22 protein-coding genes are annotated in these 23,395 nt (G+C 69.8%); 10 read left to right on the forward strand and 12 right to left on the reverse strand.

The window, feature by feature from the left end:
- The first annotated feature begins 61 nt into the window (after positions 1–61).
- The 3 genes from AC1DGC_RS07715 (at position 62) to AC1DGC_RS07725 (ending at position 4,855) form a co-directional block, all read left to right on the forward strand.
- Positions 62–2,377: a TonB-dependent receptor gene (locus tag AC1DGC_RS07715; protein ID WP_478047574.1), complete on the forward strand. Its 2,316-nt coding sequence runs from the start codon at positions 62–64 to the stop codon at positions 2,375–2,377.
- The gene (locus AC1DGC_RS07720; protein ID WP_478047575.1) at positions 2,364–3,842 is read left to right on the forward strand and encodes an esterase-like activity of phytase family protein; all 1,479 of its coding nucleotides are present in this window, start codon (positions 2,364–2,366) and stop codon (positions 3,840–3,842) included. The genes AC1DGC_RS07715 and AC1DGC_RS07720 overlap by 14 nt, the downstream gene beginning before the upstream one ends.
- Positions 3,843–3,922: 80 nt before the next feature.
- The gene (locus AC1DGC_RS07725; RefSeq protein WP_478047576.1) at positions 3,923–4,855 is read left to right on the forward strand and encodes an alpha/beta hydrolase; all 933 of its coding nucleotides are present in this window, start codon (positions 3,923–3,925) and stop codon (positions 4,853–4,855) included.
- 16 nt (positions 4,856–4,871) lie between these two features.
- On the opposite strand, the gene AC1DGC_RS07730 is transcribed toward AC1DGC_RS07725, so the two are convergent.
- Positions 4,872–6,284: a DUF2867 domain-containing protein gene (locus AC1DGC_RS07730; protein ID WP_478047577.1), complete on the reverse strand. Its 1,413-nt coding sequence runs from the start codon at positions 6,282–6,284 to the stop codon at positions 4,872–4,874.
- A 30-nt stretch (positions 6,285–6,314) separates the two neighbouring features.
- Positions 6,315–6,629, reverse strand: coding sequence for a metalloregulator ArsR/SmtB family transcription factor (locus AC1DGC_RS07735; RefSeq protein WP_259203811.1), 315 nt, complete (start codon positions 6,627–6,629; stop codon positions 6,315–6,317).
- A 145-nt stretch (positions 6,630–6,774) separates the two neighbouring features.
- Between AC1DGC_RS07735 and AC1DGC_RS07740 the strand changes: the two genes are divergently transcribed.
- The 6 genes from AC1DGC_RS07740 (at position 6,775) to AC1DGC_RS07765 (ending at position 11,544) form a co-directional block, all read left to right on the forward strand.
- On the forward strand, positions 6,775–7,215 hold the full coding sequence (locus AC1DGC_RS07740) for a YbbD-related protein (RefSeq protein ID WP_478047578.1): 441 nt from the start codon (positions 6,775–6,777) through the stop codon (positions 7,213–7,215).
- A 151-nt stretch (positions 7,216–7,366) separates the two neighbouring features.
- On the forward strand, positions 7,367–7,801 hold the full coding sequence (locus AC1DGC_RS07745; RefSeq protein WP_478047579.1) for a pyridoxamine 5'-phosphate oxidase family protein: 435 nt from the start codon (positions 7,367–7,369) through the stop codon (positions 7,799–7,801).
- 11 nt (positions 7,802–7,812) lie between these two features.
- Positions 7,813–8,553 carry a DUF72 domain-containing protein gene (locus AC1DGC_RS07750; RefSeq protein WP_478047580.1) on the forward strand — a complete coding sequence of 247 codons (741 nt, stop codon included), beginning with the start codon at positions 7,813–7,815 and terminating at the stop codon, positions 8,551–8,553.
- Positions 8,546–9,274: a DNA-formamidopyrimidine glycosylase family protein gene (locus AC1DGC_RS07755; RefSeq protein ID WP_478047581.1), complete on the forward strand. Its 729-nt coding sequence runs from the start codon at positions 8,546–8,548 to the stop codon at positions 9,272–9,274. The genes AC1DGC_RS07750 and AC1DGC_RS07755 overlap by 8 nt, the downstream gene beginning before the upstream one ends.
- Before the next feature lie 170 nt (positions 9,275–9,444).
- Positions 9,445–10,119, forward strand: a complete 675-nt coding sequence (locus AC1DGC_RS07760; RefSeq protein ID WP_259203818.1) for a class I SAM-dependent methyltransferase — start codon at positions 9,445–9,447, stop codon at positions 10,117–10,119.
- A 153-nt stretch (positions 10,120–10,272) separates the two neighbouring features.
- Positions 10,273–11,544, forward strand: coding sequence for an MFS transporter (locus AC1DGC_RS07765; RefSeq protein WP_259203819.1), 1,272 nt, complete (start codon positions 10,273–10,275; stop codon positions 11,542–11,544).
- A 47-nt stretch (positions 11,545–11,591) separates the two neighbouring features.
- On the opposite strand, the gene AC1DGC_RS07770 is transcribed toward AC1DGC_RS07765, so the two are convergent.
- The 9 genes from AC1DGC_RS07770 to mdcA all read right to left on the reverse strand — a co-directional run bounded on the left by AC1DGC_RS07770 (position 11,592) and on the right by mdcA (position 19,854).
- Positions 11,592–12,311 (reverse strand): GntR family transcriptional regulator, encoded by a 720-nt coding sequence (locus tag AC1DGC_RS07770; protein WP_449334847.1) that lies wholly within the window; start codon positions 12,309–12,311, stop codon positions 11,592–11,594.
- A gap of 69 nt (positions 12,312–12,380) precedes the next feature.
- Positions 12,381–13,748, reverse strand: a complete 1,368-nt coding sequence (locus AC1DGC_RS07775) for an SLC13 family permease (protein ID WP_259203821.1) — start codon at positions 13,746–13,748, stop codon at positions 12,381–12,383.
- An 87-nt stretch (positions 13,749–13,835) separates the two neighbouring features.
- The gene (gene mdcH, locus AC1DGC_RS07780) at positions 13,836–14,756 is read right to left on the reverse strand and encodes a malonate decarboxylase subunit epsilon (protein WP_478047582.1); all 921 of its coding nucleotides are present in this window, start codon (positions 14,754–14,756) and stop codon (positions 13,836–13,838) included.
- Positions 14,753–15,604, reverse strand: coding sequence for a triphosphoribosyl-dephospho-CoA synthase MdcB (mdcB, locus tag AC1DGC_RS07785; RefSeq protein ID WP_478047802.1), 852 nt, complete (start codon positions 15,602–15,604; stop codon positions 14,753–14,755). Before mdcB ends, mdcH begins: the two co-directional genes overlap by 4 nt.
- Before the next feature lie 2 nt (positions 15,605–15,606).
- The gene (mdcG, locus tag AC1DGC_RS07790) at positions 15,607–16,257 is read right to left on the reverse strand and encodes a malonate decarboxylase holo-[acyl-carrier-protein] synthase (RefSeq protein WP_478047583.1); all 651 of its coding nucleotides are present in this window, start codon (positions 16,255–16,257) and stop codon (positions 15,607–15,609) included.
- Positions 16,250–16,978 carry a biotin-independent malonate decarboxylase subunit gamma gene (mdcE, locus tag AC1DGC_RS07795; RefSeq protein WP_478047584.1) on the reverse strand — a complete coding sequence of 243 codons (729 nt, stop codon included), beginning with the start codon at positions 16,976–16,978 and terminating at the stop codon, positions 16,250–16,252. Before mdcE ends, mdcG begins: the two co-directional genes overlap by 8 nt.
- Positions 16,975–17,883 (reverse strand): biotin-independent malonate decarboxylase subunit beta, encoded by a 909-nt coding sequence (locus AC1DGC_RS07800; RefSeq protein WP_478047585.1) that lies wholly within the window; start codon positions 17,881–17,883, stop codon positions 16,975–16,977. Before AC1DGC_RS07800 ends, mdcE begins: the two co-directional genes overlap by 4 nt.
- Positions 17,880–18,200, reverse strand: coding sequence for a malonate decarboxylase acyl carrier protein (gene mdcC / locus AC1DGC_RS07805; RefSeq protein WP_259203828.1), 321 nt, complete (start codon positions 18,198–18,200; stop codon positions 17,880–17,882). The genes AC1DGC_RS07800 and mdcC overlap by 4 nt, the downstream gene beginning before the upstream one ends.
- A 10-nt stretch (positions 18,201–18,210) precedes the next feature.
- Positions 18,211–19,854: a malonate decarboxylase subunit alpha gene (gene mdcA, locus AC1DGC_RS07810; protein WP_259203829.1), complete on the reverse strand. Its 1,644-nt coding sequence runs from the start codon at positions 19,852–19,854 to the stop codon at positions 18,211–18,213.
- Between the two features lie 209 nt (positions 19,855–20,063).
- Here mdcA and AC1DGC_RS07815 point away from each other — a divergent pair, with 209 nt between their 5' ends.
- The gene (locus AC1DGC_RS07815) at positions 20,064–20,555 is read left to right on the forward strand and encodes a hypothetical protein (RefSeq protein ID WP_478047586.1); all 492 of its coding nucleotides are present in this window, start codon (positions 20,064–20,066) and stop codon (positions 20,553–20,555) included.
- Between the two features lie 150 nt (positions 20,556–20,705).
- Here the strand turns inward: AC1DGC_RS07815 and AC1DGC_RS07820 are convergent, their stop codons facing one another.
- Positions 20,706–22,907: a TonB-dependent siderophore receptor gene (locus tag AC1DGC_RS07820; protein WP_478047587.1), complete on the reverse strand. Its 2,202-nt coding sequence runs from the start codon at positions 22,905–22,907 to the stop codon at positions 20,706–20,708.
- Positions 22,908–23,395: the final 488 nt, after the last annotated feature.

Here is a 23,395-nt window from a genome sequence, read left to right on the forward strand (position 1 = left end):
TGTCTGCATGACTGCCTGGCCCTGGCCGGGCGGAGCGTGCCTGCCCGAGTACGTGATCACCATGAAAAAGAACCTCTTGGCCGTTGCCGTGATGCTGGCCACGGCGCCTGCCGCCTGGGCGCAGGACGCCACCACGCCCGGCACCGACAGCGCCACCGACCTCGACGCGGTCTCGGTGATCGGCAGCGGCGAGGCACGCCAGGTACAGCGCATCACCGCGCAGAACCTCGACATCCTGCCGCCGGGCACCAGCCTGCAGAAGGCGATCAACATCCTGCCCGGCGTCAATGCGCAGTCGGCCGACGCGCTGGGCACCAACGAGCAGTCGATGACCCTGAGCCTGCGCGGCTTCAATGCCACCCGGCTGGGTTACACGCTGGACGGCGTGCCGCTCGGCGACGGTGCCTACAACAACTACAACGGCCTCACCATCAACCGCGCGCTGATCAGCGAGAACATGGCCGGTGCCGAACTGGCGGTGGGCATCGGCAGCCTGGGCACGCCGTCCACCAGCAACCTCGGCGGCACGCTCAGTTACACCTCCAACAACCCGCTGGCTGCGATGGGCGGCCGCCTGGTGCAGACCTTCGGCAGCGACAGCAACCGCCGTACCTTCGTCCGCGCCGATACCGGTGAACACAACGGGTTCTCGGCCTATGTGTCGGGCATGAACGCGGCCTCGGACCTGTGGAACGACCAGAGCGCCTACAACCAGTCGATCACCAGGCAGTTCAATGCCAAGGGCGTCTGGAATGTTGGCAACGGCCGCATCGCCGCCTTCGTCGACACCTCGCGCACCTCGCAGGCCGACTATTTCTATCTGTCCAAGAACGAACTGGCGCGCGGGCTGGGCTGGGACTGGGGCGGCTATGCGCCGGACTGGAACAAGGCCGTGGCCAAGGCATACTGCAACACCGCCACCTACGTGAAGGCCAAGTGCGATGCATCCGGCCCCGACCGCGATGCGGACGGTGCGTTCACCGCCGGGCAGATCCTGCGCGACGACAACCTGTACTCCCTGTCCGGTGACTTCTTCCTGGCCGATGGCGTCAGCCTGCATGCGCTGGCTTACCACCATGATGACCACGGCGAGGGCCACAACTGGAACAGCGGTGCATGGTCGAACAAGGGCACCGCGCAGGAAGTGCCGATCATCTTCCGCAATACCGTCTACGAGATCGACCGCAACGGGGCCACGCTGTCCGTCGACTGGGACCTGGGCGCGCACCACATCGAAGGCGGCCTCTGGTACGAGCGCAACGAAAGCAGCGCCGAGCGCTACCAGACCGCGGTCACCGGCCCGCGCGACCTCAGCGGCATGAACAGCACCCAGGCCGATGTTGGCGTGTTCGCCCAGCGCACCCGCTGGGAAACCAGGCAGGCCTACCTCAAGGACACCTGGCGCCTGCTCGACGACCGGCTCACCCTCGAATTCGGGGTCAAGAGCCCGCATGTCACCTCCGACGCGCAGGCGCTGCCGGGGACGGCCAGGACGCCGATCGCGGCCAGCTCCAACAACCAGTTCGCCAGCGGTCGGTTGAAGATGCGCAAGTCCGCGCTGCCCAGCGTGGGTGCCAATGTCCGCCTGAGCGACAGCCAGGAACTGTTCGCCAGCTATGCCGAAAACATGGCGATGTTCCAGGGCGGCTTCAAGCTGGGCCCGCAGGCGGTGAGCCAGGCCACGTGGAATGCGCAGGGCGACCTGGAGCCGGAGCAGTCGCGCTCCTTCGAGGCCGGCTACCGTTACGTCGGCGCTTCCCTGCAGGCTTCGCTGGCCGCCTACGCGATGCGCTTCGACAACCGCCTGCTTCAGTACAACCCCTGCGACTCGCGCCAGCCGGTGGGACCGACCTGCGGCAACCGCTTCTACAATGCCGGTGGCGTGGATAGCCGAGGCGCGGAACTGACCGTGGTGTGGACGCCCAGCGAGCACCTCACCTGGTACAACTCGGCCTCGCTGAACCGTTCCACCTACCGGTCGGATTATGTCCAGGCCGGCGTGGTGCAGCCGATCGAGGGCAAGATCCAGACCGATACGCCCAAGCAGATGTTCGCCAGCGAGATCACCTGGCGCGACCACGGCTGGTTCGCCACGCTGCGCGGCAAGTACACCGGCGAGCGCTTCTACACCTACACCAACGACCAGGGCTTTGGCGGGTTCACCGTGTTCGACGCGTCCGGCGGCTACGACTTCGGCCGGGTCGGCGTCGCCCAGGGCGTGCGATTGTCGGTCAACGTGACCAACCTGACCGACAAGCGCTACGCCAGCAACCTGGATTCCAGCGTATTCGCCCCGAGCGACCCGACCGGCACGATCTACGTGTTCCACGCCTCCGCACCGCGCCAGGTGTTCGGAACGGTCGATGTCCGTTTCTGACCGCCGGCCCGGGCCGCGCGAGGTGGTGTTCGCCGCGCTGCTTGCGCTGATGGCGGCGCCGGTAGTCGCCGCGGCCCCGGCCCGTCCCGCCGCGGCGTCGGACACGCCGGTACTCGTCGCCGCCGGCGCGCTGCCGGCCGGCACCGTGGATTTTCTCGGCGACACGCTGGGCTCGTTCTCGTCGCTGGCCGTGGATGTCGCGCATTGGACGCGCACCGCCGACGGCTACCGCGGCGTGCTGTGGACGCTGCCCGATCGCGGCCGCAACGATCCCGATGCCGGCCTGTTCTACGACTACGCCGGGCGGCTGGAACGCCTGCAGCTGCGGATCGAGATCGGCGCCGGCCAGCGCGCCGGCCAGGTTACGCTGACGCCCGACGGCGGGCTGCTGCTGCGCGACTTCAACGGCGAGCCCTTCACCGGTGCCGATCCGGGCGAGCATACCGTCGTGCAGAACGGCATCCTGCTGCCGTCGCCCGCGCAGGGCGTGGGCGCGGGCAAGATATCGCTGGATGCCGAAGCGCTGCAGTTCACCGCCGATGGGCACTTCTACATCGGCGACGAGTACGCCGCGCACGTGTACTACTTCGCCCCCGATGGTCGCCTGCAGGGGGTCATCGTGCCGCCACCCGCGGTGCAGCCCCGGCGCGACGGACGGGTGATGTTCGATTCGCGCCGTGCCCCGGACAGTGGCCGGCGCAACAACCAGGGCGTGGAGGGCATGGGGCTGTCGCCCGACGGCCGCCGCCTGTTCGTCGCGCTGCAGAGCGCGCTGGTGCAGGACAGCGCCACGGGCGACGCCAGCGGCCGCATCAACACCCGGGTGATGGTCTATGACGTCAGCCGCGATCCACTGCCCACCCAGCCGATCGGCCACTACGTGGTGCAGCTGCCCACCTATGCGCAGGATGGCAAGGGCACGCCGGACCGCACCGCCGCACAGAGCGAGCTGCGCGCCTTGGACGACCACCGCTTCCTGCTGCTGGCCCGCGACGGCAACGGGCTGGGCAGCGACACGCGCGATCCCATCGTCTACAAGTCGGTCCTGCTGGTCGATACCCGCGGCGCCAGCAACCTGGCGGGCAGTGACTACGAGCAGGGCATCGCCTCAGTCCTCGCGCAGCGCGACGGCACCGCGTTGAAGCCTGGCATCGTGCCGGCGCGCAGCCACGTGCTGCTGGACCTGCTCGACCCGGTACACCTGGCCCGCGCCGGGCTGGACACCGCGACCGCCAAGGGGGCGCACGCCGGGCTGCTGTCGGAGAAGTGGGAGGCGATGGATCTGCTGCCAACACGCGACGCGACGCGCCCGGACGAGCGGCTGCTGCTGGTGGGCAACGACAACGACTTCATCGCGCGCCACTGTGTCATGCAGGGCATGCGCTGCGACAGCGCCTACGACAACGACAACCGGGTGCTGGTGTATCGACTGACGGTGCCGGCGCAGGCGGCGGATCCGCACTGAACCGGCAGGCCGGCTTGGCAACCGGGCCCGGAATTGCGAGGCTGGTCCTTTCAGGTGAGCGGCGGGTGCGGATGAAAGCGATGTACACAGGCCTGGGGGCGATGATGGTGCTGGCCACGGCCAGCGGCTGCGCGACGCAGGGCGATGCGGTGCAGCGTGCGCCTGCGGCGACCCAGCCGGTGAGCGGTGTGGTGCTGCCCGATACCGAAAGCTGGCGCGTGCACGATCCGGCCGGGCGCGATTACCCGATCTGGGTGGCGTTGCCCGCCAGCTATGCGGCCCACCCCGAGCGGCGCTACCCGGTGCTGTACGTGACCGACGCGCTGTACAGCTTTCCGCTGGTGCGCAGCATCCGCAACCTGGTGGGGCAGGGCGGCGCCAACCTGGAGGACTTCATCCTGGTCGGGCTGCCGCCGCAGGAGGGCCTGACCTCGAAACAGAGTCGCTCGCGCGATTACACCCCGACCCGGCCGGTACGCCACAGCGGGGACGACTACAGCGATGACGTGGTCTACGGCGGCGCGGCGCACTACCGTGACTTCCTCGCCGCGCACGTGCTGCCAGCGGTGGACGCGCGCTACCGCACCGACCCGGCACGGCGCAGTTTTGCCGGTCATTCGTATGGCGGCCTGTTCGGCAGCTTCGTGCTGGTCACGCGCCCGGAGATGTTCCAGACCTACATCCTGTCCAGTCCGTCGTTGTGGTTCGACAACCACGTGGTCGACCCGCTGGAGCAGGCCTACGCGCAGCAGCACCGCGCGCTGCCGGCGCGGGTACTGCTGGCGATCGGCAGCTTTGAAACGATCAAGCCAGAGTCGCGCTACCTGACCCGCAACGACATGCTCAAGGACAACCAGGCCTTCGCCGACCGCCTGCGCCAGCGCGGGTATGAAGGGCTGCAGGTGGAGACGTCGATCATCGACGGCGAAGACCATCTCACCGTCTATCCCACCACGTTGACACGCGCCCTGCTGCAGGTGTTCCCCGGCAGTGAGCCGTACGACGGCGGCTGAGCGTCGGCGCGCCGGGTCAGGCCGCGCCGGTGGCCGGCTGCAGCGCGGTCGCCTGCACCAGCTCCGGTGCCAGTGCGTGGGCGACGGCCATGCGCAGCATCGCGGGGCTGACATGGCGGCGGTGAACCCGGTTGATGGCCGCCATGTAGAGCCGCCCGAAGTGATTGTGGGTACGCACCCGGGTGCCCAGCGCGACCACGGCGGCACCGTCGTCGAGCAACTGCACGCGCACGCAGGAGCGGAAGCGCAGGTGGCGGTCATCGGCGCCCAGCAGCACCTCGGCACTGCGGTCGTCGGGGGACCGCGACTGCGCGTGCACCGGGAAGCGCTGCGCGAACCGTTCGCCAGGCGCGTCGGACAGCAATGACGACACCGGGCACCCCAGCGGCGAGGTGCGCAACTGCAGCGGCGCGACCAGCACGTTGCGCAGCGCCATCAAGCGCCCGACGCTTGGCGGCGGATTGTGCACGAAGCCGTCCAGCACCGATTCCAGCACCGCCGCGGCGGAATGGCTGCCGATACTGCGTGGCGGCAGAGTCAGCGTGGTGTAGTCCTCGTGGTCGACGTCGCCTGCCAGTGCCTGCTGCAACAGGGAATCGGCGGGCGCGGCCGATGCACTGTGGATGGGATGGGCGGCGGCGCTGCGGCCGACGTAGCCGTGCGCCGGCCGCAGCCGGGCCAGGCCGCTGCGTACACGCCCGACCAGATCACGGCTGCGCGCGCACAGGCCCGCCAACGCCGATCGTGCCGGCGCGTGCAGCGACAGGCTCACCACCGGCAACCGCGTCAGATCGGTCTGCGCCAGCACCTGTTGCACCACCGGTGGAAGTGTCTCGGTGAGGGTGGGGATGTCGGCCGCGCCGGCATCGACGCGTGCCCGTTGCGCCCCGGTCAGCGCACCACTGCGCTCGTTGGCGTGGCAGGACAGCGCGAACAGCGCCGGATGGCGCGGGTGCCGGGAGACGAACTGGTGCCAGGTGCCGCTGCCGAAGCGCACGGTGAACAGGCAGTCCGGCGGGATGTCCACGCAGCGCAGGGCGTGCAGGAAGGCAGCGGGGTCCTGCTGCAGCTGCGCGTCCGATGCGGTGGAAAAGCGCAGCTGCGCGCCGCCACTGCCGGCAATCGCGGTGAACATGCGTGGCCCGGCGTGGCGATGGAAGGGATGCCCGTGCTGGCCCACCGAGAAGGAATACAACGAGGAGGCGTCGTCGTGCGCCAGGTGCATGCCGCCCAGGCGCGCGGAGGGCTCGTCCAGCGCATCGACGAAGCGCGGGTGCGCTGCCTGGCGGATGCCGGCATCGCGAACCAGCTGGTCACCGGCACCGATCCCGAGCTGGGCGATCAAGGCCACTTCCACCGGGCTGCCTTCGCCGCAGGAGGGCAGGCTGACGCTGGGGAAGGAACGACTGACACGGGTGGTATCCAGCATGACGAGCTCCTTGTCTTGGGACGATGCGGTTCAGGTCGCCGGCTTGCGCCGCGCCCGGGCGCGGCTTTCGCGCTGCAGCGGGCCACCGACCGGACAGACCTCGGCCGCCCACGCGAACAGCGTGTTGGCCAGTGTGTCCGGCACCTGGCGGAAGTACACGAACTGGCCCCGCTTCTCGCGCTCGATCAGCCCGGCATCCTCGAGGATGCGCAGGTGGCTGGACAGCGCCGGCTTGCTGAAATCGAAGCGCTCGCCCAGCTCGCCCGCGCTGAGTTCGCCGCCGTTGAGGTAGGCCAGGATCTGCCGGCGGGCGGTGGAGGCGAGGGCGTCGAAGATGCGGTCCATGGGTGGCAGTTAACTAATTCGTTAACTGATAGTTACCCCGTGGCGTCGCGGTGTCAAGTCGCATACGACGTCTCGACGAGCTGCGCGGTACGCGAGTGGGACCGGTTCGGCGCATACTCGGCACGGACCAACCACGGAACGGTTTATGCGCACGCTGCCCTTGTCATGCGCCGTGATCCTCGGCACGGCGCTGTGCGCCGGGTGCACGGGGGACGTCATGCATGCCGCCTACCCTGACAGGGCCGCCGCGATCCGCGACGATGCGGTAGGACGTGGCTGGGTTCCAGCGTGGGTCCCTGCCAGCGCCACCGATCTGCGCGAAGTGCATGATCTGGACAACAACCAAAGTGCATTGAGCTTTGCGACGGGCAGCGAGCGCTGGCTTCCGCCTGGAGACTGTCGCTCGGTGGCGGCGGATCTCGTGATCCCGAGTGCCCTCCAACTGCACCCTTGGCCGTCGCTGGAGGTCGTGCTTGCCCACTATGACGTGCGCCGCTGCGACGAGCCGGAGTCAGCGACCGAGAGCTTCCTTGCCATACCGCGCGACCGTGGGAGAGCACTGTTCTGGCGGGTGCATCGCCGTTGAGGATGGCGCCGTGGCCGGCGTCCCACGGGGGGGGATGAGCAGGCCCGGCGAGCTCGCGACCCGCAGGCGTGAAGGGCACGACAGCATCCCTGCACGGCGCGGTCACCGTCGCGCGCCGACGCTGGCGGCCTGTTTCCTGCCTGGATGCGCCATGACCACCCTGACCCTGCACGACCTGGCCAAGAAGATGGCCCACATCGACTTCACCATGCTGCAGACCCACGCCGCCAGCGGCGACATCGCGGCGCGCCCGATGAGCAACAACGGCGACGTGGACTACGACGGCGACAGCTGGTTCTTCACCACCGAAGACACCGACATGGTCCGCGAGATCCAGCGGGATCCGAAGGTCGCGCTGAGCTTCACCGGCAGCAAGTCACTGCTCGGCAAGCCGCCGCTGTTCGTGGCGGTGCAGGGCAGGGCCGCGCTGATCCGCGACAAGGCGATCATGCAGCAGCACTGGGTGAAGGACCTGGAGCGCTGGTTCGAACAGGGCGTGGACAGCCCTGGGCTGGTGCTGATCCACGTGGCTGCCGTGCGCATCCACTATTGGGATGGCGAGGACCAGGGCGAGATCCTGCGCTGAGGAAGCCGGGCATGGCCGCTCCCGTCACGCCGAAGGTCGGCTGTGCCGGCTGGTCGATTCCCAGCCGCTACGCCGCGCTGTTCGGTCCCGGCGACAGCGCGCTGGCACGCTACGCCACGCGCCTGGATGTGGTGGAGATCAACTCGTCCTTCTATCGGCCGCACCAGCGCAGCACCTACGCGCGCTGGGCGGCCGCGGTCCCGCCCGGCTTCCGTTTCTCGGTGAAGCTGCCGCGCACGCTGTCGCATGATTCCGGGCTGGTCGGTGTGGGTCCACTGCTGGACCGCTTCCTGGACGAGGTGGATGGACTGGGCGCGAAACTGGGCGGCCTGCTGCTGCAGTTGCCGCCCTCGCTGGCCCTGGATACGCGCCGGGCCGGCGGATTCTTCCGCGCGCTGCGCCGGCGCAGCGCGGTGGCGCTGGTCTGCGAGCCGCGCCATCCCAGCTGGTTCGAGGCACGGGCCGATGCCCTGCTTGAAGAGCATGGGGTGTCCCGTGCTGCGGTCGACCCGCCGCGCGTGGACGCTGCCGCTGTCCCGGGCGGCGCGTCGTCGTGGCGCTACTGGCGCTGGCACGGCGCCCCGCGCATGTACTACAGCGACTACCCGGACCCCGCGCTGGCCGACCTTGCCCGGCAGGTCCACGCGCACCGCGCCGGCCGGGACGCGCCGTGGGTGATCTTCGACAACACTGCGCATGGCTTCGCCATTGCCAATGCCCTGCGCCTGAAGGAGATCGCCGCGCATGCCTGAAGGTCCTTCCATCGTCATCCTGCGCGAGGCGGCGGCCAAGTTCCGCGGCAAGACCGTGCGTCGCGCGCTCGGCAACAGCAGCCTGGACCTCACCCGCATGGAGGGGCGGCGGGTGTTGGCGCTGCGCAGCTGGGGCAAGCACTTCCTGGTCCAGTTCAGCGGCTTCAGCCTGCGCGTGCACATGCTGATGTTCGGCAGCTACCGCATCGATGAACGCAAACCATCGCCGCCGCGGGTGTCGCTGCAGTTCGACAACGGCGAGCTGAACATCTACGCCTCCTCGCTGAAATACATCGACGGGCCGCTCGAGGACACCTACGACTGGCGCGGCGACGTGATGGACGACGCCTGGGACCCGCGCCTGGCCCGGCGCCGGCTGAAGCTGCAGCCGGACACGCTGGTCTGCGATGCGCTGCTGGACCAGGACCTGTTCGCCGGGGTGGGCAACATCATCAAGAACGAGGTGCTGTTCCGGACCCGCGTGCACCCGGAGTCGACGATCGGCGACCTGCCGCCGCGCGTGCTGGGCAAGGTCATCGCCGATGCACGCGCCTACAGTTTCAACTTCCTGGCGTGGAAGAAGGCCGGGGTATTGCGCAAGCACTGGCAGGTACACACCCAGCGCACCTGCCCGCAGTGTGGCGGCCCACTGTCCAAGACCTACCCGGGCAAGAGCCGCCGGCGCACGTTCTTCTGCCCCAACTGCCAGGTCCGGTACTGATCGCTCCTGCCTGCCGGTGAGCGTGCGCCGCCGGCGCTGCGGTAGGATGGGGCCGTCCCACGCCGTTACGCGCGTCCTGCGCGGTCTGTTGCCGACCGCCCGCTTCGCTCCACTTTCCGAGTCGCGCTTCCCGTCGGGAGGGCGCACTCCCCGTGTCCCACGGAGCGCACATGCCGGGCTATAGCACCCGCATCCTCACCATCCCGGTTGCCGGCCGCGACTATCGCATTCGCGCGTTGAGCGACCTGCAGCAGTTTGCCGACCCGACCGGTCGCGCCCAGCGCGCCGGCATCCATTCGTCGTTGTGGAGCCTGTTCGGCCAGGTCTGGCCTGCCGGCCGCGTACTGGCCGAGACCATGAGCAGCGTCGACGTGGCCGGCAAGCGCATCCTGGAGCTGGGCTGCGGCCTGGGCCTGGCCAGCCTGGTATTGGCCAAGCGCGGCGCCGACGTGGTGGCCAGCGACCACCACCCGCTGGCCGAATCGTTCCTGGCCTACAACGCCGGCCTCAACGACCTGCCGGCGATCCACTACCGCGATCTGCCGTGGGAGTTGCCGGATACGACACTGGGCCGGTTCGACCTGATCATCGGCAGCGACGTGCTCTACGAGCGCGGCCACGCCCTGCAGATCGCCAGCATGATGGAGCGCCATGCACGGCCCCGCGCCGAGCTTCTGCTGACCGATCCGGGGCGCGGCAATGTTGGCGCGTTCTCACGTGCCATGGCGGCGCAGGGGTATGCGGTGGATGAGGCCTACGGTCTGTTCGATGACGAGGGCGATGCCCCCGGGCGCGGCCGGCTGCTGCGCTACACCCGCGAGGCGCTGCCGGCCCTGGCTGGGTGACCCCGCGCAGCGGCGATGTGGTGGCGGCGTGAGTCCGACGGCGCGGCGGGTGAAGTAGGCTCGGCGCATCCTGCCGCCGATGTCCTTGCCGATGCGTGTTCTTCGTCCCACCTGTCTCCCGCGCGTTGCTGCCGCCCTGCCGGTGGGCGGCGCATGAGCGTGTCCACGCCGCTCGATGCGTCACGCCGCACGCGTTCGATGATCGTCGCCGGCCTCTCCACCGTGGTGGAGTGGTACGACTTCACCCTGTATCTGTACCTGGCCACGGTGCTGTCGCGGGTGTTCTTCGGCGGCGGCGAAAACGCCTTGTTGGCAACGCTGGCCGGCTTTGCCGTCTCCTACCTGATGCGCCCGCTCGGCGCGTTGTGCTTCGGCCATCTCGGCGACCGCTTCGGGCGGCGCTACATGCTGCTGGCCTCGATGTTGCTGATGACCGTGGCGATGCTGGCCACCGCGCTGCTACCCACCTTCGACCGCATCGGCGCCAGTGCGGGCGTGCTGTTGCTGCTGCTGCGCTGCCTGATGGCGTTTTCGGTGGGCGGTGAGTACACCGGGGTGGTGGCCTACCTGCTGGAGACCGCGCCCCCGCGCCGGCGCGGCCTGATCACGTCGCTGGCCTCGGCGGCCAGTGAAGTGGGCGCGCTGCTGGCGGTCGCGTTGTCGGCGCTGACGGTGGCGGTGCTGAGCACTGCGCAACTGGATGGCTGGGGCTGGCGGATTCCGTTCTTCGTCGGCGCCGCACTGGCCGCTGCGATCCTGCTGGCACGCTCCACCATGCACGAGTCGCCCGAGTTCGAGCGCCAGCAGGCCGCGGGCACCGTGCCGGTCGCGCCGATCCGCGACACCTGGCGCTTCCATCGCGGTGCGGTGGCGCGCACGTTCGCGATTTCCGCGTTGGGGTCGATCACCTATTACGTCGGCATCACCTACGTGCCCGCGTTCCTGGGGTCGGTGGGCGAGGTGGGCGAATCCGAGGCGCTGTGGCTGTCCACGCTGGCGGCGGTGGCCGTGATCGTGGTAACGCCACTGGCCGGGGCGTTGTCCGACCGGCTCGGGCGACGCCCGCTGCTGATCGTGTTGGCCATGCTCTGCGCCTTGCTGCCGCTGGGCATGTTCACCCTGATGGCCGGCGGCAATACGCTGCTGATCGGGGTCGGCGCGGTAGTGCTGGCCTGCCTGGCCGGCGGCGTGAGCGCGGTGGCGGCACCGGCGACGGCCGAGCAGTTCCCCGGCGAAGGCCGGCTCAGTGGTCTCGCGCTTGGCGTGACCATGGCCACCGCCTTTTTCGGCGGTGCCACGCCGTTGCTGGCCGAACTGCTGGTGCGGCATACCGGCTGGGCCTCGGCACCGGGCGCGATGATCGCTGCCGTTGCCGTGGTGGTCCTGCCGGTCATGTGGACCCTGCGCGAGACCCGCCCGCGGTAGTGCCGGCGGTTGGCCGGCGTCAGGCGCGCGCCGTCAGCGCCGCGCGCTCAGCTGCCGCCCTCGGTCGGCAGCGGCGCGGGCACGTTCAACAGACCGCCCGCGGTCACGTACGCGGCCAGGGCCTGGCCCTGGCTGAGCAGATGCCGTTCCATGGTGCGCTCGGCCGCGACCGGATCGCGCTGGCGGAAACAGTCCATCAGCTCGCGGTGCTCGGCCAGTGACTGCGCGGTGCGGCCCGGCGCCAGCAACTGGCGGCCACGATGCATCTTCAGGATGCGGTGCAGGTCGTGGGTGATGCGGATCAACCACGGGTTGCCGGCGTAATGCTGCACGGTTTCGTGGATGAGGTAGTTGTTGCGGTAGTACTCAGCGATGTTGCCCGCCGCGGCCGCAGCCTCCATCGCCGCGTGCAGGTCCTCGAGCAGCTGCACCCCGGCGTCGTCGATATGCCGCACCGCCTCGTGCGCGCAACGGCCCTCCAGCATCGCCATCACCGGGAACAGCTGGTTCAGGTCTTCCAGGGTGAGCCGGGTCACCCGGCAGCCACGCCCGGCGTCGATCTGCACCAGGCCTTCGGCGGCCAGCAGCTTCAACGCTTCGCGCAACGGCGTGCGGCTGATGGCCAGTGCTTCGCACAGCGCGGGTTCGTCGATCCACTCGCCCGGCGGCAGGCGGTAATCGTAGATCCGCTCGCGCACGTGCTCGGCCACCTCTTCATACAGAGGGGCGCGCTTCTTGGTGGATCGCGGGGCAGGAGCAAGGGCCATGCCCAATTGTAATCCCTCCATCCAGCGGGGGCGGGGCCGAGCATTGCCCGGCCCCGCCGATACCAGGCGTTACATCCAGCCCGGCACCACGAAGACCAGCCACGCCAGCAGCGGTCCAAAGGCCACCACCAGCCCGCTGTAGACCAGGAACTGGCGGAACAGCGACTCGCGCTCTTCCTTGGCTGCCGAGGCCACCACCAGCGCGCCGTTGGTCGAGAACGGGCTGACGTCCACGATCGTGGAAGACACTGCCAGTGCGCAGATCACCCCGGCCGCGCCCAGGTGGCCCTGCATCAGGAACGGCACCGCCAGCGGGATCGTGGCGCCGAGCACCGCCGCCGACGATGCGAAGGCGGACACGATGCCGCCGACGTAACAGACCAGCAGCGCGCCCAGCAGCGGAATGCCGATCTCCGATACGCCATTGCCGATGAAGTCCACCGCACCGGCTTTCTCCAGCACGCCCACGTAGGTGACCACGCCGCAGATCAGCAGCACCGTGGACCAGCTGATCCCGTCCACTGCGCCCTTCTGGCTTTTCGGCGACAACAGCGCCAATGCCACCGCCACCGTGATCGAGACCAGGCCGACGTTGAGGTTGTAGATCAAGGCGGCGATGCCCAGCCCGAGCAGGCCGACCAGGGTGAACAGCCGCTCGCGGGTGATGCCCACCGCCTCCAGTGCGTCGGGATCGTTGGACAGCGTGCCACCGCCGGCGGCGACCAGTGCGCCGTGGCCCTCGATCGCGAACTGCCGCGACGAGGCCTGCGGCCCACCGGCCACTGCCAGCTCGGCGTTGCCCACGCCACCGGCCACCGCCACCGCGCCACGGCGCAGCAGCGCCACGCCGCCGAAGGCGAAGAAGCAGATCGTGGCCATCATCAGGTTGAAGCCCAGGCTGGTCAGGAATACCGCCATCTCGGTCACCTCCAGCCCGGCCTTCTGCACCACCCCGTTGGTGATGCTGCCGTACACGCTGATCGGCGAGAAGCCGCCGGCCTGGGCGCCATGGATGACCAGCAGGCCCATCAGCAACGGGTTGATCCGGTACTGCTTGGCAAACCGCAGCGCCACCGGCCCGATGATCGCCACCGCTGCCGGGCCGAGCGCACCGAAGGCGGTGAGCACCGCGGTCACCACGAACATCACCCACGGAATGGCCACGATGCGGCCACGCACCGCACGTACCGCCCAGTGCACCAGCAGGTCGATGGTGCCGTTCTTCTGCGCGATGGCGAACAGGTAGGTGATGCCCACCAGGGTCAGGAACAGGTCGCCGGGGAAACCGGCCAACACCTCCTTGCCCTCCATGCTGACGAACACGCCGCCGATGATGAACGCCAGCGCGAAGGCCACCGCGCCCATGTTGATCGGCAGTGCGGTGGCGACGATGAACATGATCACCAGACCGATGATCGTTGCGACTTGTGGACTCATGCGCCCTCCCAGACACTTGACTCGCGTACAGCACGGATGGAAGCCCGCCATCCCGGGGTACGACGTGCTACGGCACCACGACAGCACTCACGCCAGCCGGCCCAGGGCGGCATCGACCCACGCGGCCGCACCGTCCAGACCCTGGAATTCTTCGACCGCACGCACCTCGCAGCACGGGTAGTCGCTGGCCACCATGCGCGCCAGCGCGGTACCCGGGCCGAGCTGCAGGAACACCCGCGCGCCGCGCTCGAACGCCTGGCGCATGACCTGCGACCACTCGATGGTCTGCGCCAACTGCGCGGCCAGGGTGTGCTCCACGCCCGCGCGGTCGCGCACGGCGCGTGCATCGATGCCGGCCAGCACGGTCGAGCGCGGCGCCTGCAGCGCGGCCTGCGCCAGCGCGCCGGCGAAGCCCTCGGCGGCGCGCGCCAGCAAGGGGGTATGCGCAGGCACGTGGACCGGCAGCGGGCGGATCTCGGCGCCACGCGAGTGGGCGGCCTGCGCCAGCGCCTGCAGGGCCGCGCGCGCGCCGCCCACGATGAAGTGGTCGGCGCCGTTGGCGATGGCGATATGCACGCCGTGCGCGCTGCACAGCGCCTGCAGCGGTGCACGCGCCAGCCCCAGCACGGCCTGCATGCCCGCGGCGGGCGGGCTGGCCGCATCCATCAGGCGGGCGCGCTGCCCGGCCAGGGCCAGGCAGGTGGTCGCATCCAGGCTGCCGGCGATGGACTGCGCGGCCAGTTCGCCGATGCTGTAGCCGGCCACCACGGTGGGCGGCGGCAACCGCTCGCGCAGCCCCTGCCAGTGCGCCAGGCTGGCTGCGCACAGCAGCGGCTGCGCCTGCACGTTGTCGAACCGATCATCCGCTGCTGCCGCTTCGCAAGCCGTACGCCCGAGGACGCGCGCTGCTGCGTCCAGTACGCCCTGGGCGGGCGCCAGCCCGCGCACCCGGTCGAACATCGCCGGATGCTGCGCGCCCTGGCCGGGGCAGAGCAGGGCCAGGCTCATGCGGCCTCCTGCTGCAGCAGGAACCAGCTGCAGGCGAGCAGGTCGGCGCTGCCACCGGGGCTCAGCCGGCGGGCGACGAAGCCATCGCCGATGGCCGCCAGGTGCGCGCGCCACTGCGGTGCGAAGGCACCACCGGCGGCGATGAAGTCGCGCGCCTGCAGGCGTGCCCAGGCCAGGCCTGCAGCGCCGCCCCGGTGCAGCAGGTTGAGATCGTCCACGTGTGCCACCAGCCGCATCAGGGTGTGGCACAGCGCCGCCTCGCGCGGCAGTCCGGCGGCCAGCGCGTGGCGCAGGGTGGGCACGCCCAGCTCGCGCAGGATCGGATAGCCGGCGATGGCCTGCTCGCGTACGCCGGCAATGCCATGGGCGGCACGCATGCGCTGGCCGGGGCTGTTGGCATCCAGCGGCGCGCTGGCCACTGCCGGGGCCCAGCGCTGCACGGCCAGGCACACCTGTTCGGCAGCGGGTGTGCGGCCCGTATCGCGGCGCAAGGCCGCGGCAGCCGCCACCAGCAGGCCCAGGCTGAAGATCGCGCCGCGATGGGTATTGATGCCACCGGTCGCGCGCAGCATCGCCGCCTCGGCGGCGATGCCGTGGCGCCGCAACTGCGCGAAGGGAGCGGCGGACGCGCCGGCACGGGCGGCGTCGCGGAAATAGTGGCGCAGCGCGAACAGGCTGCGCAGGAAGGTGCCCGCATCCATGTCGGCGTGGCTGCCGCTGTCGAACGGGGTGACCAGGCCGGGCTTGGGCGCGCAGGCCAGCTCTGCGTGCAGGCTGGCGATGGCCAGCCGCCCCAGCCGTGCGCTGTCCACGTGCGCACGGGGGTGCGGGGGGGCGAGGGCGGGCATGCTCATGCCGGAACGCCCGCCGCGTCAAACAGGGCCTCGCGCGGCGCCAGCGCTGCGCCATCGCTGCATTTGAGCAGCACCTGGCGCGTGGTGCCGGCGTACTCGCGCCAGTTCACGGCCGCGCCACTGGCCAGCAGCAGCTCGCCATCCACACGTCGGCCGAAGCGCACCTCCCACGCGTGCAGGCGGGTGACCAGCCGGTTGGCCACATCCGGCGAATGCACGCGCCACAGCAGGTCGATGTCCGAGCCGGCGTGCACGTAGGCCAGGCCGGTCAGGGCCTGCCACGCGAATGCGCCGAACACGCGCGCCGGCGCGATGGCATCCAGCGCCTGCAGCGCAGGCGTCCATGCAGGTGGGTGGGCGAGGCCGGGCGCGGCGATCAGCTCGGCCAGCGTCGGCGGCGCCTGCTGGCGCGTGATGTCCAGCAGCGGCACGCGCAGCGCCAGCCGTTGCTTGCCCTCGCCGGGCGGCAACGGCACGCCCAGGCGCAGGCGCGGGTCGGGATCATCGGCGGCGCGCCGCGCCACCACGGCGGGCCAGCCGCGCGCGAACCATGCGGCCAGGCGCGCCTCCTGCGCGGGCAGGTCGGCTTGCCAGTCGGCCTGCGCCGCCAGCCAGACCAGCGTGTGGCGGGCGGGCTGCTCAGGCATCGCCGGCGGCCACCCGGGCGGCAACCGATGCGGCCAGGCCGCGGCCGCCGCGTTCGGCACCGCGCGCGGCGCGCCGGTCGCCGTCGACCGGCGCGGCCAGTGCCTGCAGCAGCGCCGCCGCGAGGTCGCCGTCCCACACCGATTGCACCGCGCCCATCGCGACGTAGTTCTCCACGCCGGGAGCGAACACCGGCGAGCTCTGGCTGAGTGCCTGCAGCTTTTCCAGCGGCTGCTTGGTCACCCGGGCCATCGCGCGCAGGTCCATGACCCGCACCTGGGCACTGGGCAGGGCGTGGATGTGGTCGGCCATCAGCCCGAAGGAGAGGAAGCCGCCGCTGACCGATTCGCCGTACACCAGCGTCACCAGTCGTGCGCCGCGGCGGCGGGCCAGGTCCAGGCTCTGGGCCAGGTGCGCGAAATAGCCGTTGATGCCCAGCAGTTCGTCGCGGCGCGCCAGCCGCTGGCCGGCGGTGTCCACCAGCATCACGATCGGGCGTTGCGGATGGGCCGCCGTGCTGGCCAATACCGTCTCGGCCAGGCGCAGGGCGTGGTCCACGCCCACCTCGATCTTGTCGGTGGTGCCGATGACGGTGACCTCGCCGGCGGCGGTGCTGGCGGTGCCGGTCAACACCGCATCGTGCACGGCGATGGCATGGCCGGCGGGAAACAGGGCATCCAACAGCGGCGCCAACGCGGGTGACGAGGCAGGCTGCGCGGTCATGGCAGGCTCCGGTTGGCCGTGGCGGCAAGGAAGTCGTCGGTGTCCAGCAAGGGCAGGCGTTCCGGTGCGGCGATGCCCTGCAGCGCCCAGATCTCCAGGCCGTCGCGGCAGCCACCCCACGCCTGCGCACGCGCGCTCAGCGCGGCATGCCGCGCCTGCAGGGCGGCCAGGGCGGCATCGGTGTCGCTGCTGGCGGTGTCCGGCTGCAGCGCGTCGAACGCCGCCTGCGCGAACGCGTCGATCGCATCGGGTACCAGCACCTGGGCCTGGTCGATCAGGTAGCGGTGCTTGCCACCGGTCACCCGCCACACCAGTGCGCGATCGCGCGAATCGAACTCCTCCACGCCGCGTACCGTTTCGATCACTTCCGGGCCGGACAGCGACAGGCGACCTTCCTCGGACATGATCACGCGCGTGCAGCAGCGGGCGACGATGCCCATGCCGCCGAACGCGCCGTTGCCGCTGCCGATCAGCGCCAGCACCGGCACCCCGGCGGCGCGCGCGTCGAGCGTGGCGCGCATGATTTCGGAAATGGCGATCAGCCCGGCGTTGGCCTCATGCAGGCGCACGCCGCCGGTATCGAGCAGCAACAGCACGCCGGCCGGTCGGGTCCGGGCGGCGCGCTGCAGCAGCCCGGTGAGCTTGGCGCCATGCACCTCGCCCACGCCGCCGCCCATGAACTGCCCCTGCTGCGCGGCGACCAGCACGCGCGTGCCGCGCAATCGGCCTTCGCCCACCACGATGCCGTCGTCGAACGCGGCCGGCTGGTCGAGCTGGGCCAGGTGCGGGCTGGTCACGCGTTGCGCCGGGCCCAGCAGTTCCTGGAAGGAACCCGGGTCCAGCAGCCCGGCGATGCGCTCGCGCGCGTCGGCCTCGTAATAGCTGTGGCGGTGCACGATGCTCATGCGCCGCCTCCGCTGCCCAGCGACTGCACCGCCTGGTCCAGGCGCAGGCTGACCACCGCCGGGGTGGCGCCGGCGTCGTTGATCGACACGCGCACGTCGCGCAGCGGGTGGCGCTGCGCGAAATCGCCGATCACCGCTTGCCAGATGCTGCCGAACCCTTGCGCGGCGGTGATGATGCGCACCGCCATCGCGCCCTCCAGCGCGGCCGGCTCCAGCAGGATTTCCAGGTTGCCCGAGGCCAGCACGCCCACCAGCACGGCCCCGCTGGGGAAGTGCACATCGGTGCTGCCGTTGAAGCGATAGTCGAGGGTTTCCATGTGCCGTCCCTTACCAGTTGCGGAAGCGCTTGGGCGGGTCGTACAGCCCCCCCGACCAGCGCACCAGGTCTTTGACCGAACGCGCCGCCAGCAGGTCGCGGCTGGCATCGCGTACGTTGATGCCGAGGTCGGCGGGGCGTTTGATCACGCCGCGGTCGCGCAGGTTCTCGACCATGGCGCGGTCGCGGCCCAGGCCCACCGCGGTGTAGCCGGCCACGCCACGGATCGCCTGTTCGCGCTCCTCCGGCGTGCGGCACAGCAGCAGGTTGGCGATGCCTTCCTCGGTGAGCACATGGCTGACGTCGTCGCCGTAGATCATGACCGGTGGCAGTGGCATGGCCGCGCGTTCGGCCAGTTCCCAGGCATCCAGGCGCTCGACGAATGCCGGCGCCATGTGTTCGCGGAAGGTCTCCACCATCTGCACCACCAGCTTGCGCCCGCGCGGCATCTCGCCCGCGCGCGCGGCCTGCTGGCCGGCCTTGAGCCAGGCATCGCTGGCGTGGCGGCGGCCGCGCGCATCCGACCCCATGTTGGGCGCGCCGCCGAAGCCGGCGATGCGGTCGCGGGTGGCCGTGGAGCTGTTGCCCTGCAGGTCGATCTGCAGGGTGGAGCCGATGAACATGTCGCAGGCGTACAGCCCGGCGGTCTGCGAAAACGCGCGGTTGGAGCGCATCGAACCATCGGCGCCGGTGAAGAACACATCGCCGCGGGCAGCGATGTACTTCTCCATGCCCAGCTCCGAGCCGAACGAATGCACCGATTTGACGAAGCCCGACTCGATGGCCGGGATCAACGCCGGGTGCGGATTGAGCGCCCAGTGCTGGCAGATCCTGCCCTTCAGCCCCAGCGATTCGGCATAGGTGGGCAGCAGCAGTTCGATCGCCGCGGTGTCGAAGCCGATGCCATGGTTGAGCCGGTTGACCCCGTATTCGGCGTAGATGCCCTTGATCGCCATCATCGCCATCAGCACCTGGATCTCGGAGATCTGTGCCGGGTCGCGGGTGAACAGCGGTTCGATATGGTTCGGGCGCGGCGCCTGCACCACGAAGTTGACCCAGTCGGCGGGGATGTCGACGCGGGGCAGGCTATCGACGATCTCGTTGACCTGCGCGATGACGATGCCGCCTCCGAAGGCGGTGGCTTCGACGATCACCGGGGTGTCTTCGGTATTCGGGCCGGTGTAGAGATTGCCGTGCCGGTCCGCCGCCTGCGCGGCCACCAGTGCCACCCGCGGGGTGAGGTCGATGAAGTAGCGGCCGAACAGTTCCAGGTAGGTATGGATGGCCCCGATCCGAATGCGGCCTTCGGCGACCAGGTTGGCCAGCCGTACCGACTGCGGCCCGGAGAAGGAGAAGTCCAGTGTCGAGGCGATGCCGCGCTCGAACACGTCCAGGTGGGCGGGCAGCGACAGCACCGACTGCACCATGTGCAGGTCGTGCACGCGCGCCGGATCGAGGTCGGCCAAGGCCTGGGCGAGGAAGTCGGCCTGCTTCTGGTTGTTGCCCTCCAGGCAGACCTTGTCGCCCGGTTCGAGCAGGGCGTGCAGCAACCCGGCGATATCGCCGGCCGCCACCTCCCGGCCGCGGGCCCAGGGCGCTGCGCGGTCCAGCCGCGCCTGGCGGCCTCGCTCCAGTGTGTCCCAGCTCGGGTTCATCGACGGACTTCCGCATGACGTTGAGATAATTACGCCATAATTACGACGGGGTGTGCAAGTCGCAGCGCAGCGAATCGGTCGGGTTCGCCCATTCAGCCAGATCGGCGCCTCCGCGCAGGCGGGAGGCGCGCCTCCATTTCCCGTGACGCTTCCCACCTGTACTGTCAGCAGACTGCGGGGCGGCCTCCCGCGTTGGGGGAGAACGTGCCATGGCGGTGGGGAAGCTGTTGGAAAACTTGGGGCGCTTCAGTCGAGGCCTGCGCGCGCTGGGGTTCGGGTTGTTGTTGCTGGTGGCGCTGGGAGCGCTGGGGCACGAGGTCATCCAGCGGGGCAGGCCATCCCCGGGCACCGCGGCACTGGCCGCAGTGCTGGCCCTGATCGTGTGGTGGGACGTCCGCAGCCTCCTTGCCCGCCGCGATGCACATCGGCTGTCGCACCGTATCGCCCACGCCCGGCAGACGCTCGCCTCGCTGGATGCGGACAGCCGCATCGCCCACCTGCGTCGCTTGAAGCGCAGGGCGATCATCGCCGGCGTTTCGCTGTTGGCCAGCGTCGGCACCCTGCTGGTCTGCGGGGACAACCAACGCGTGGTGGCGTGGGTCCTGCTGTGGGGGGCGCTGAGCGCCTGGTTTACGTTCGTCTGTTCCGCCGGGCTGCTGCTGGCACGACGCTGGTGCAACCAGGTCCAGCCGCCGCGTTGACGGTGCGCCGCCTGGGGGCGATGCGTACGTCCCCGACCGGTCGCTGCGCCGCGGACATCGCATGAGCCCGCGCCGGCGCCATCGCCTGGGGTACGTCCGGCACTGGCCCGTGCGTTCGCCGGACGGTGGCCGGCGAACGCACAGGGGGGCTTAGAACTTCCAGCGCAGGCTGGCCGCCACGAAGCGCGGCTCGCCGTAGTTGTTGTAGTCCAGGTTGGCCCAGTAGGTCTTGTCCAGCGCGTTGCGCACGCTCAACGTGGCGGTCCAGTTGTCGCTGATGCGGTAGTTGGCGTTGAACTGCACCAGCGCGTACGCCGGCTGGTTCACCGTGACCGTGCCGCCCAGCGGGTAGGGGATGTTGTAGCCCTGCACCTTGCTTTGCCACTGCACGCCGCCGCCCACGCTCAGACGCGCCAGCGCGCCGCGCAGCTGCACCTGGGTGTTGAGCTGCAGCAGGTCCTCGGCCGGGTTGGCGTACAGCAGGTCGGTGGCGGCGCGGGTCATCTTGACGTGGGTAAAGCCGGCGTTGACCGTCCAGCCGGGCAGGATCTCGCCGTTGATGTCCATTTCCCAGCCGCGCACCTTGGTGCCATTGACACCGATGTAGGCCGAGCTGCCGTCGCTGAGCGAGCCATCCGGCACGCGCATGTCGCGCACCGCGTAGTTGTCCTGCTTGGCCTCGAACACGGCGGCATTGGCGGTCAGGCGGCCGTCGAACCACTGGGTCTTGATCCCGGCTTCCAGGTTCGAGCCCTGCACCGGTGCCAGCAGGTTCTCGTTCCTGTCCTTGTAGTTCTGCGGATTGAAGATCTCGGTGTAGCTGGCGTAAGCCGACACGTTGGGGGTGATGTCGTACACCAGGCCCACGTAGGGCGTGGCTTCATCGCTGACCTTGTAGGCACCGCTGGTCGCGGTGTAGCTGCCGGCGGCGTTGTAGGCACGGGTCAGGGTCTGCCAGCGGCTCAGGCGTGCACCGGCGATCAGCGACAGCGGATCGGCCAGGCGCAGGCGGGTGGCCAGGTAGACGCCACTCTGGGTGGTCTTGGCCACGCGACGCGCACCGGTGCGGGTGTAGGTGACCTCGGAGATGTCGCCATCCCAGTTGTAGATGTTGGGAATGTAATAGCAGCGCTCGGTGCCGCAGCGCGCCCAGTCGGTGGGATAGTTCAGCGCCAGCGTGTTGGTGGTGCTTTCCAGGTCGGCCCACTGCGCGCCCACGGTCACATCGTGCTCGCGGCCGAACAGGTTGAAGGTGCCGGTGAGGTAGGCATCGACGTTGCGGCGGGTGTCTTCCGAATCGCCCGCGGCGGTGCGCAGGAAGATGCCCGAGCCGGTGGCCGGGTCCGGGTAGCCGGTGCCGTACAGGCGGATGTTCTGCACGTTGCCGCGGGTGTAGGCGGTGTTGATCTTCAGCAGCCAGTCGTCGCCGAAACGCTGCTCGAGGTTGGCGAAGACGGTGCTGGTTTCGCGCTGCCAGTAGCTCCACTTGGGGGCCAGGTTGGTCGAGCGCGGCAGGTGCACGAAGTTGCCCTGGCTGTCGAAGAACGGCACGGTGCCCCAGGTCGAGCCGACCGGGTTGTTGTCCTGGGTCTGGTAGCCGACGGTGACGGTGGTGCTGTCGGTGACGTCACCTTCGAGCACGGCCATGCCGGCCATCTTGTTTTCCTTGTAGCGGTCGTAATAGAAGTCGCGGTCGGTGTAGGCAGCGACCACGCGGCTGCGGTAGCGGCCGTCGGCGGTGAGCGGTGCGGTCACGTCCGCTTCCATGCGCTGGTAGTCCCAGCTGCCGGCACTCACCGAGAAGGACGCATCGAATTCCTTGCCCGGGCGCTTGCGCAGCAGGTTGACCGTGGCCGACGGCACGCCGGCGCCGCTGAGCAGGCCGTTGGCGCCGCGGATGACTTCGATGCGGTCGTAGAAGGCGGTGTCGTATTCCTGGTTGGTCGAGCCGCTGTAGGTGGGGATGCCGTCGACCTGGAAGTCGGTGATCGCAAAGCCGCGCGCGTAGTACAGCGGGCGCTGGGTATCGTAGAAGGACACGCTGACGCCGGTGACGGTGCGCATCACGTCGTTGATGCTGAACAGCGATTCGTCCTGCAGGCGCTGCAGGCTGATCGAGGTGGCCGACTGCGGGGTTTCCTGGAGGGTCATGGGCAGGCGGGTGGTGCTGGCCGGCGCGGCGCGATCGCCGACGACGCTGACCTTGTCCAGGGTCTTGGCATCGGCATTGCCGCCGGCATCGGCAAGCGCGTCGGCCAGGGCCAGCGGGGAGGCCAGCGACAGCACGGAGAGCAGGGCCAGGCTCAGCGGGGCGCGGCGGAAGGTGCGGGGCGGAAGATCGCGGAAGGTCATGCGCAGGTCTCGAATCGGTCTCGGAGGGGGAAGCAGCAGGCAGCGGGCACGGCAGGCCGGGCACCGGAAGCGCCTGGCGTTTAGGTCCTTCTGAGGGAGGGGTGGAACCCGACGCGGGGTCGGCACCGTAGCGGCCGTGGGTGGTGAGCAGGGCCCGGCGGCCGTCCATGGGTTCCGGCCAGGCCCGCGCCGGCAGCGCAGGGTGCGTAAATGTAAAGCGTTCTCATTCGCTTTACAATTCCTTAATGCGGCCTGGGAGGCCTGACGCGGGGGCGGAACCGCGGTGGTGCGATAGCCGGAGCCGGTGGGTCTCCGTTCGGCATTGCCACGAGCGTGGGGCCCCGTAGCGGCCGGTAAGCCCTTGGCGTAGTGTCCCTCGGCCTGCGGCCTCCTCCTTGATTTTGCCCAGGAGCCTACCGGCCGCTACGCGGCTCGGCTTGCGGAAACAAGCGGGAAAGCTGGCTTTTGACTCTGGTCGGTGGGTCGGG

The sequence above is a fragment of the Stenotrophomonas sp. 05N37 genome (assembly GCF_056397365.1).

Bases quoted from the DNA above. Each gene is read 5' to 3' on its own strand.
- AC1DGC_RS07715 (WP_478047574.1), top strand. From the start codon at position 62: ATGAAAAAGAACCTCTTGGCCGTTGCCGTGATGCTGGCCACGGCGCCT.
- AC1DGC_RS07720 (WP_478047575.1), top strand. From the start codon at position 2,364: ATGTCCGTTTCTGACCGCCGGCCCGGGCCGCGCGAGGTGGTGTTCGCC.
- AC1DGC_RS07725 (WP_478047576.1), top strand. From the start codon at position 3,923: ATGTACACAGGCCTGGGGGCGATGATGGTGCTGGCCACGGCCAGCGGC.
- AC1DGC_RS07730 (WP_478047577.1), bottom strand. From the start codon at position 6,284: ATGCTGGATACCACCCGTGTCAGTCGTTCCTTCCCCAGCGTCAGCCTG.
- AC1DGC_RS07735 (WP_259203811.1), bottom strand. From the start codon at position 6,629: ATGGACCGCATCTTCGACGCCCTCGCCTCCACCGCCCGCCGGCAGATC.
- AC1DGC_RS07740 (WP_478047578.1), top strand. From the start codon at position 6,775: ATGCGCACGCTGCCCTTGTCATGCGCCGTGATCCTCGGCACGGCGCTG.
- AC1DGC_RS07745 (WP_478047579.1), top strand. From the start codon at position 7,367: ATGACCACCCTGACCCTGCACGACCTGGCCAAGAAGATGGCCCACATC.
- AC1DGC_RS07750 (WP_478047580.1), top strand. From the start codon at position 7,813: ATGGCCGCTCCCGTCACGCCGAAGGTCGGCTGTGCCGGCTGGTCGATT.
- AC1DGC_RS07755 (WP_478047581.1), top strand. From the start codon at position 8,546: ATGCCTGAAGGTCCTTCCATCGTCATCCTGCGCGAGGCGGCGGCCAAG.
- AC1DGC_RS07760 (WP_259203818.1), top strand. From the start codon at position 9,445: ATGCCGGGCTATAGCACCCGCATCCTCACCATCCCGGTTGCCGGCCGC.
- AC1DGC_RS07765 (WP_259203819.1), top strand. From the start codon at position 10,273: ATGAGCGTGTCCACGCCGCTCGATGCGTCACGCCGCACGCGTTCGATG.
- AC1DGC_RS07770 (WP_449334847.1), bottom strand. From the start codon at position 12,311: ATGGCCCTTGCTCCTGCCCCGCGATCCACCAAGAAGCGCGCCCCTCTG.
- AC1DGC_RS07775 (WP_259203821.1), bottom strand. From the start codon at position 13,748: ATGAGTCCACAAGTCGCAACGATCATCGGTCTGGTGATCATGTTCATC.
- mdcH (WP_478047582.1), bottom strand. From the start codon at position 14,756: ATGAGCCTGGCCCTGCTCTGCCCCGGCCAGGGCGCGCAGCATCCGGCG.
- mdcB (WP_478047802.1), bottom strand. From the start codon at position 15,604: ATGCCCGCCCTCGCCCCCCCGCACCCCCGTGCGCACGTGGACAGCGCA.
- mdcG (WP_478047583.1), bottom strand. From the start codon at position 16,257: ATGCCTGAGCAGCCCGCCCGCCACACGCTGGTCTGGCTGGCGGCGCAG.
- mdcE (WP_478047584.1), bottom strand. From the start codon at position 16,978: ATGACCGCGCAGCCTGCCTCGTCACCCGCGTTGGCGCCGCTGTTGGAT.
- AC1DGC_RS07800 (WP_478047585.1), bottom strand. From the start codon at position 17,883: ATGAGCATCGTGCACCGCCACAGCTATTACGAGGCCGACGCGCGCGAG.
- mdcC (WP_259203828.1), bottom strand. From the start codon at position 18,200: ATGGAAACCCTCGACTATCGCTTCAACGGCAGCACCGATGTGCACTTC.
- mdcA (WP_259203829.1), bottom strand. From the start codon at position 19,854: ATGAACCCGAGCTGGGACACACTGGAGCGAGGCCGCCAGGCGCGGCTG.
- AC1DGC_RS07815 (WP_478047586.1), top strand. From the start codon at position 20,064: ATGGCGGTGGGGAAGCTGTTGGAAAACTTGGGGCGCTTCAGTCGAGGC.
- AC1DGC_RS07820 (WP_478047587.1), bottom strand. From the start codon at position 22,907: ATGACCTTCCGCGATCTTCCGCCCCGCACCTTCCGCCGCGCCCCGCTG.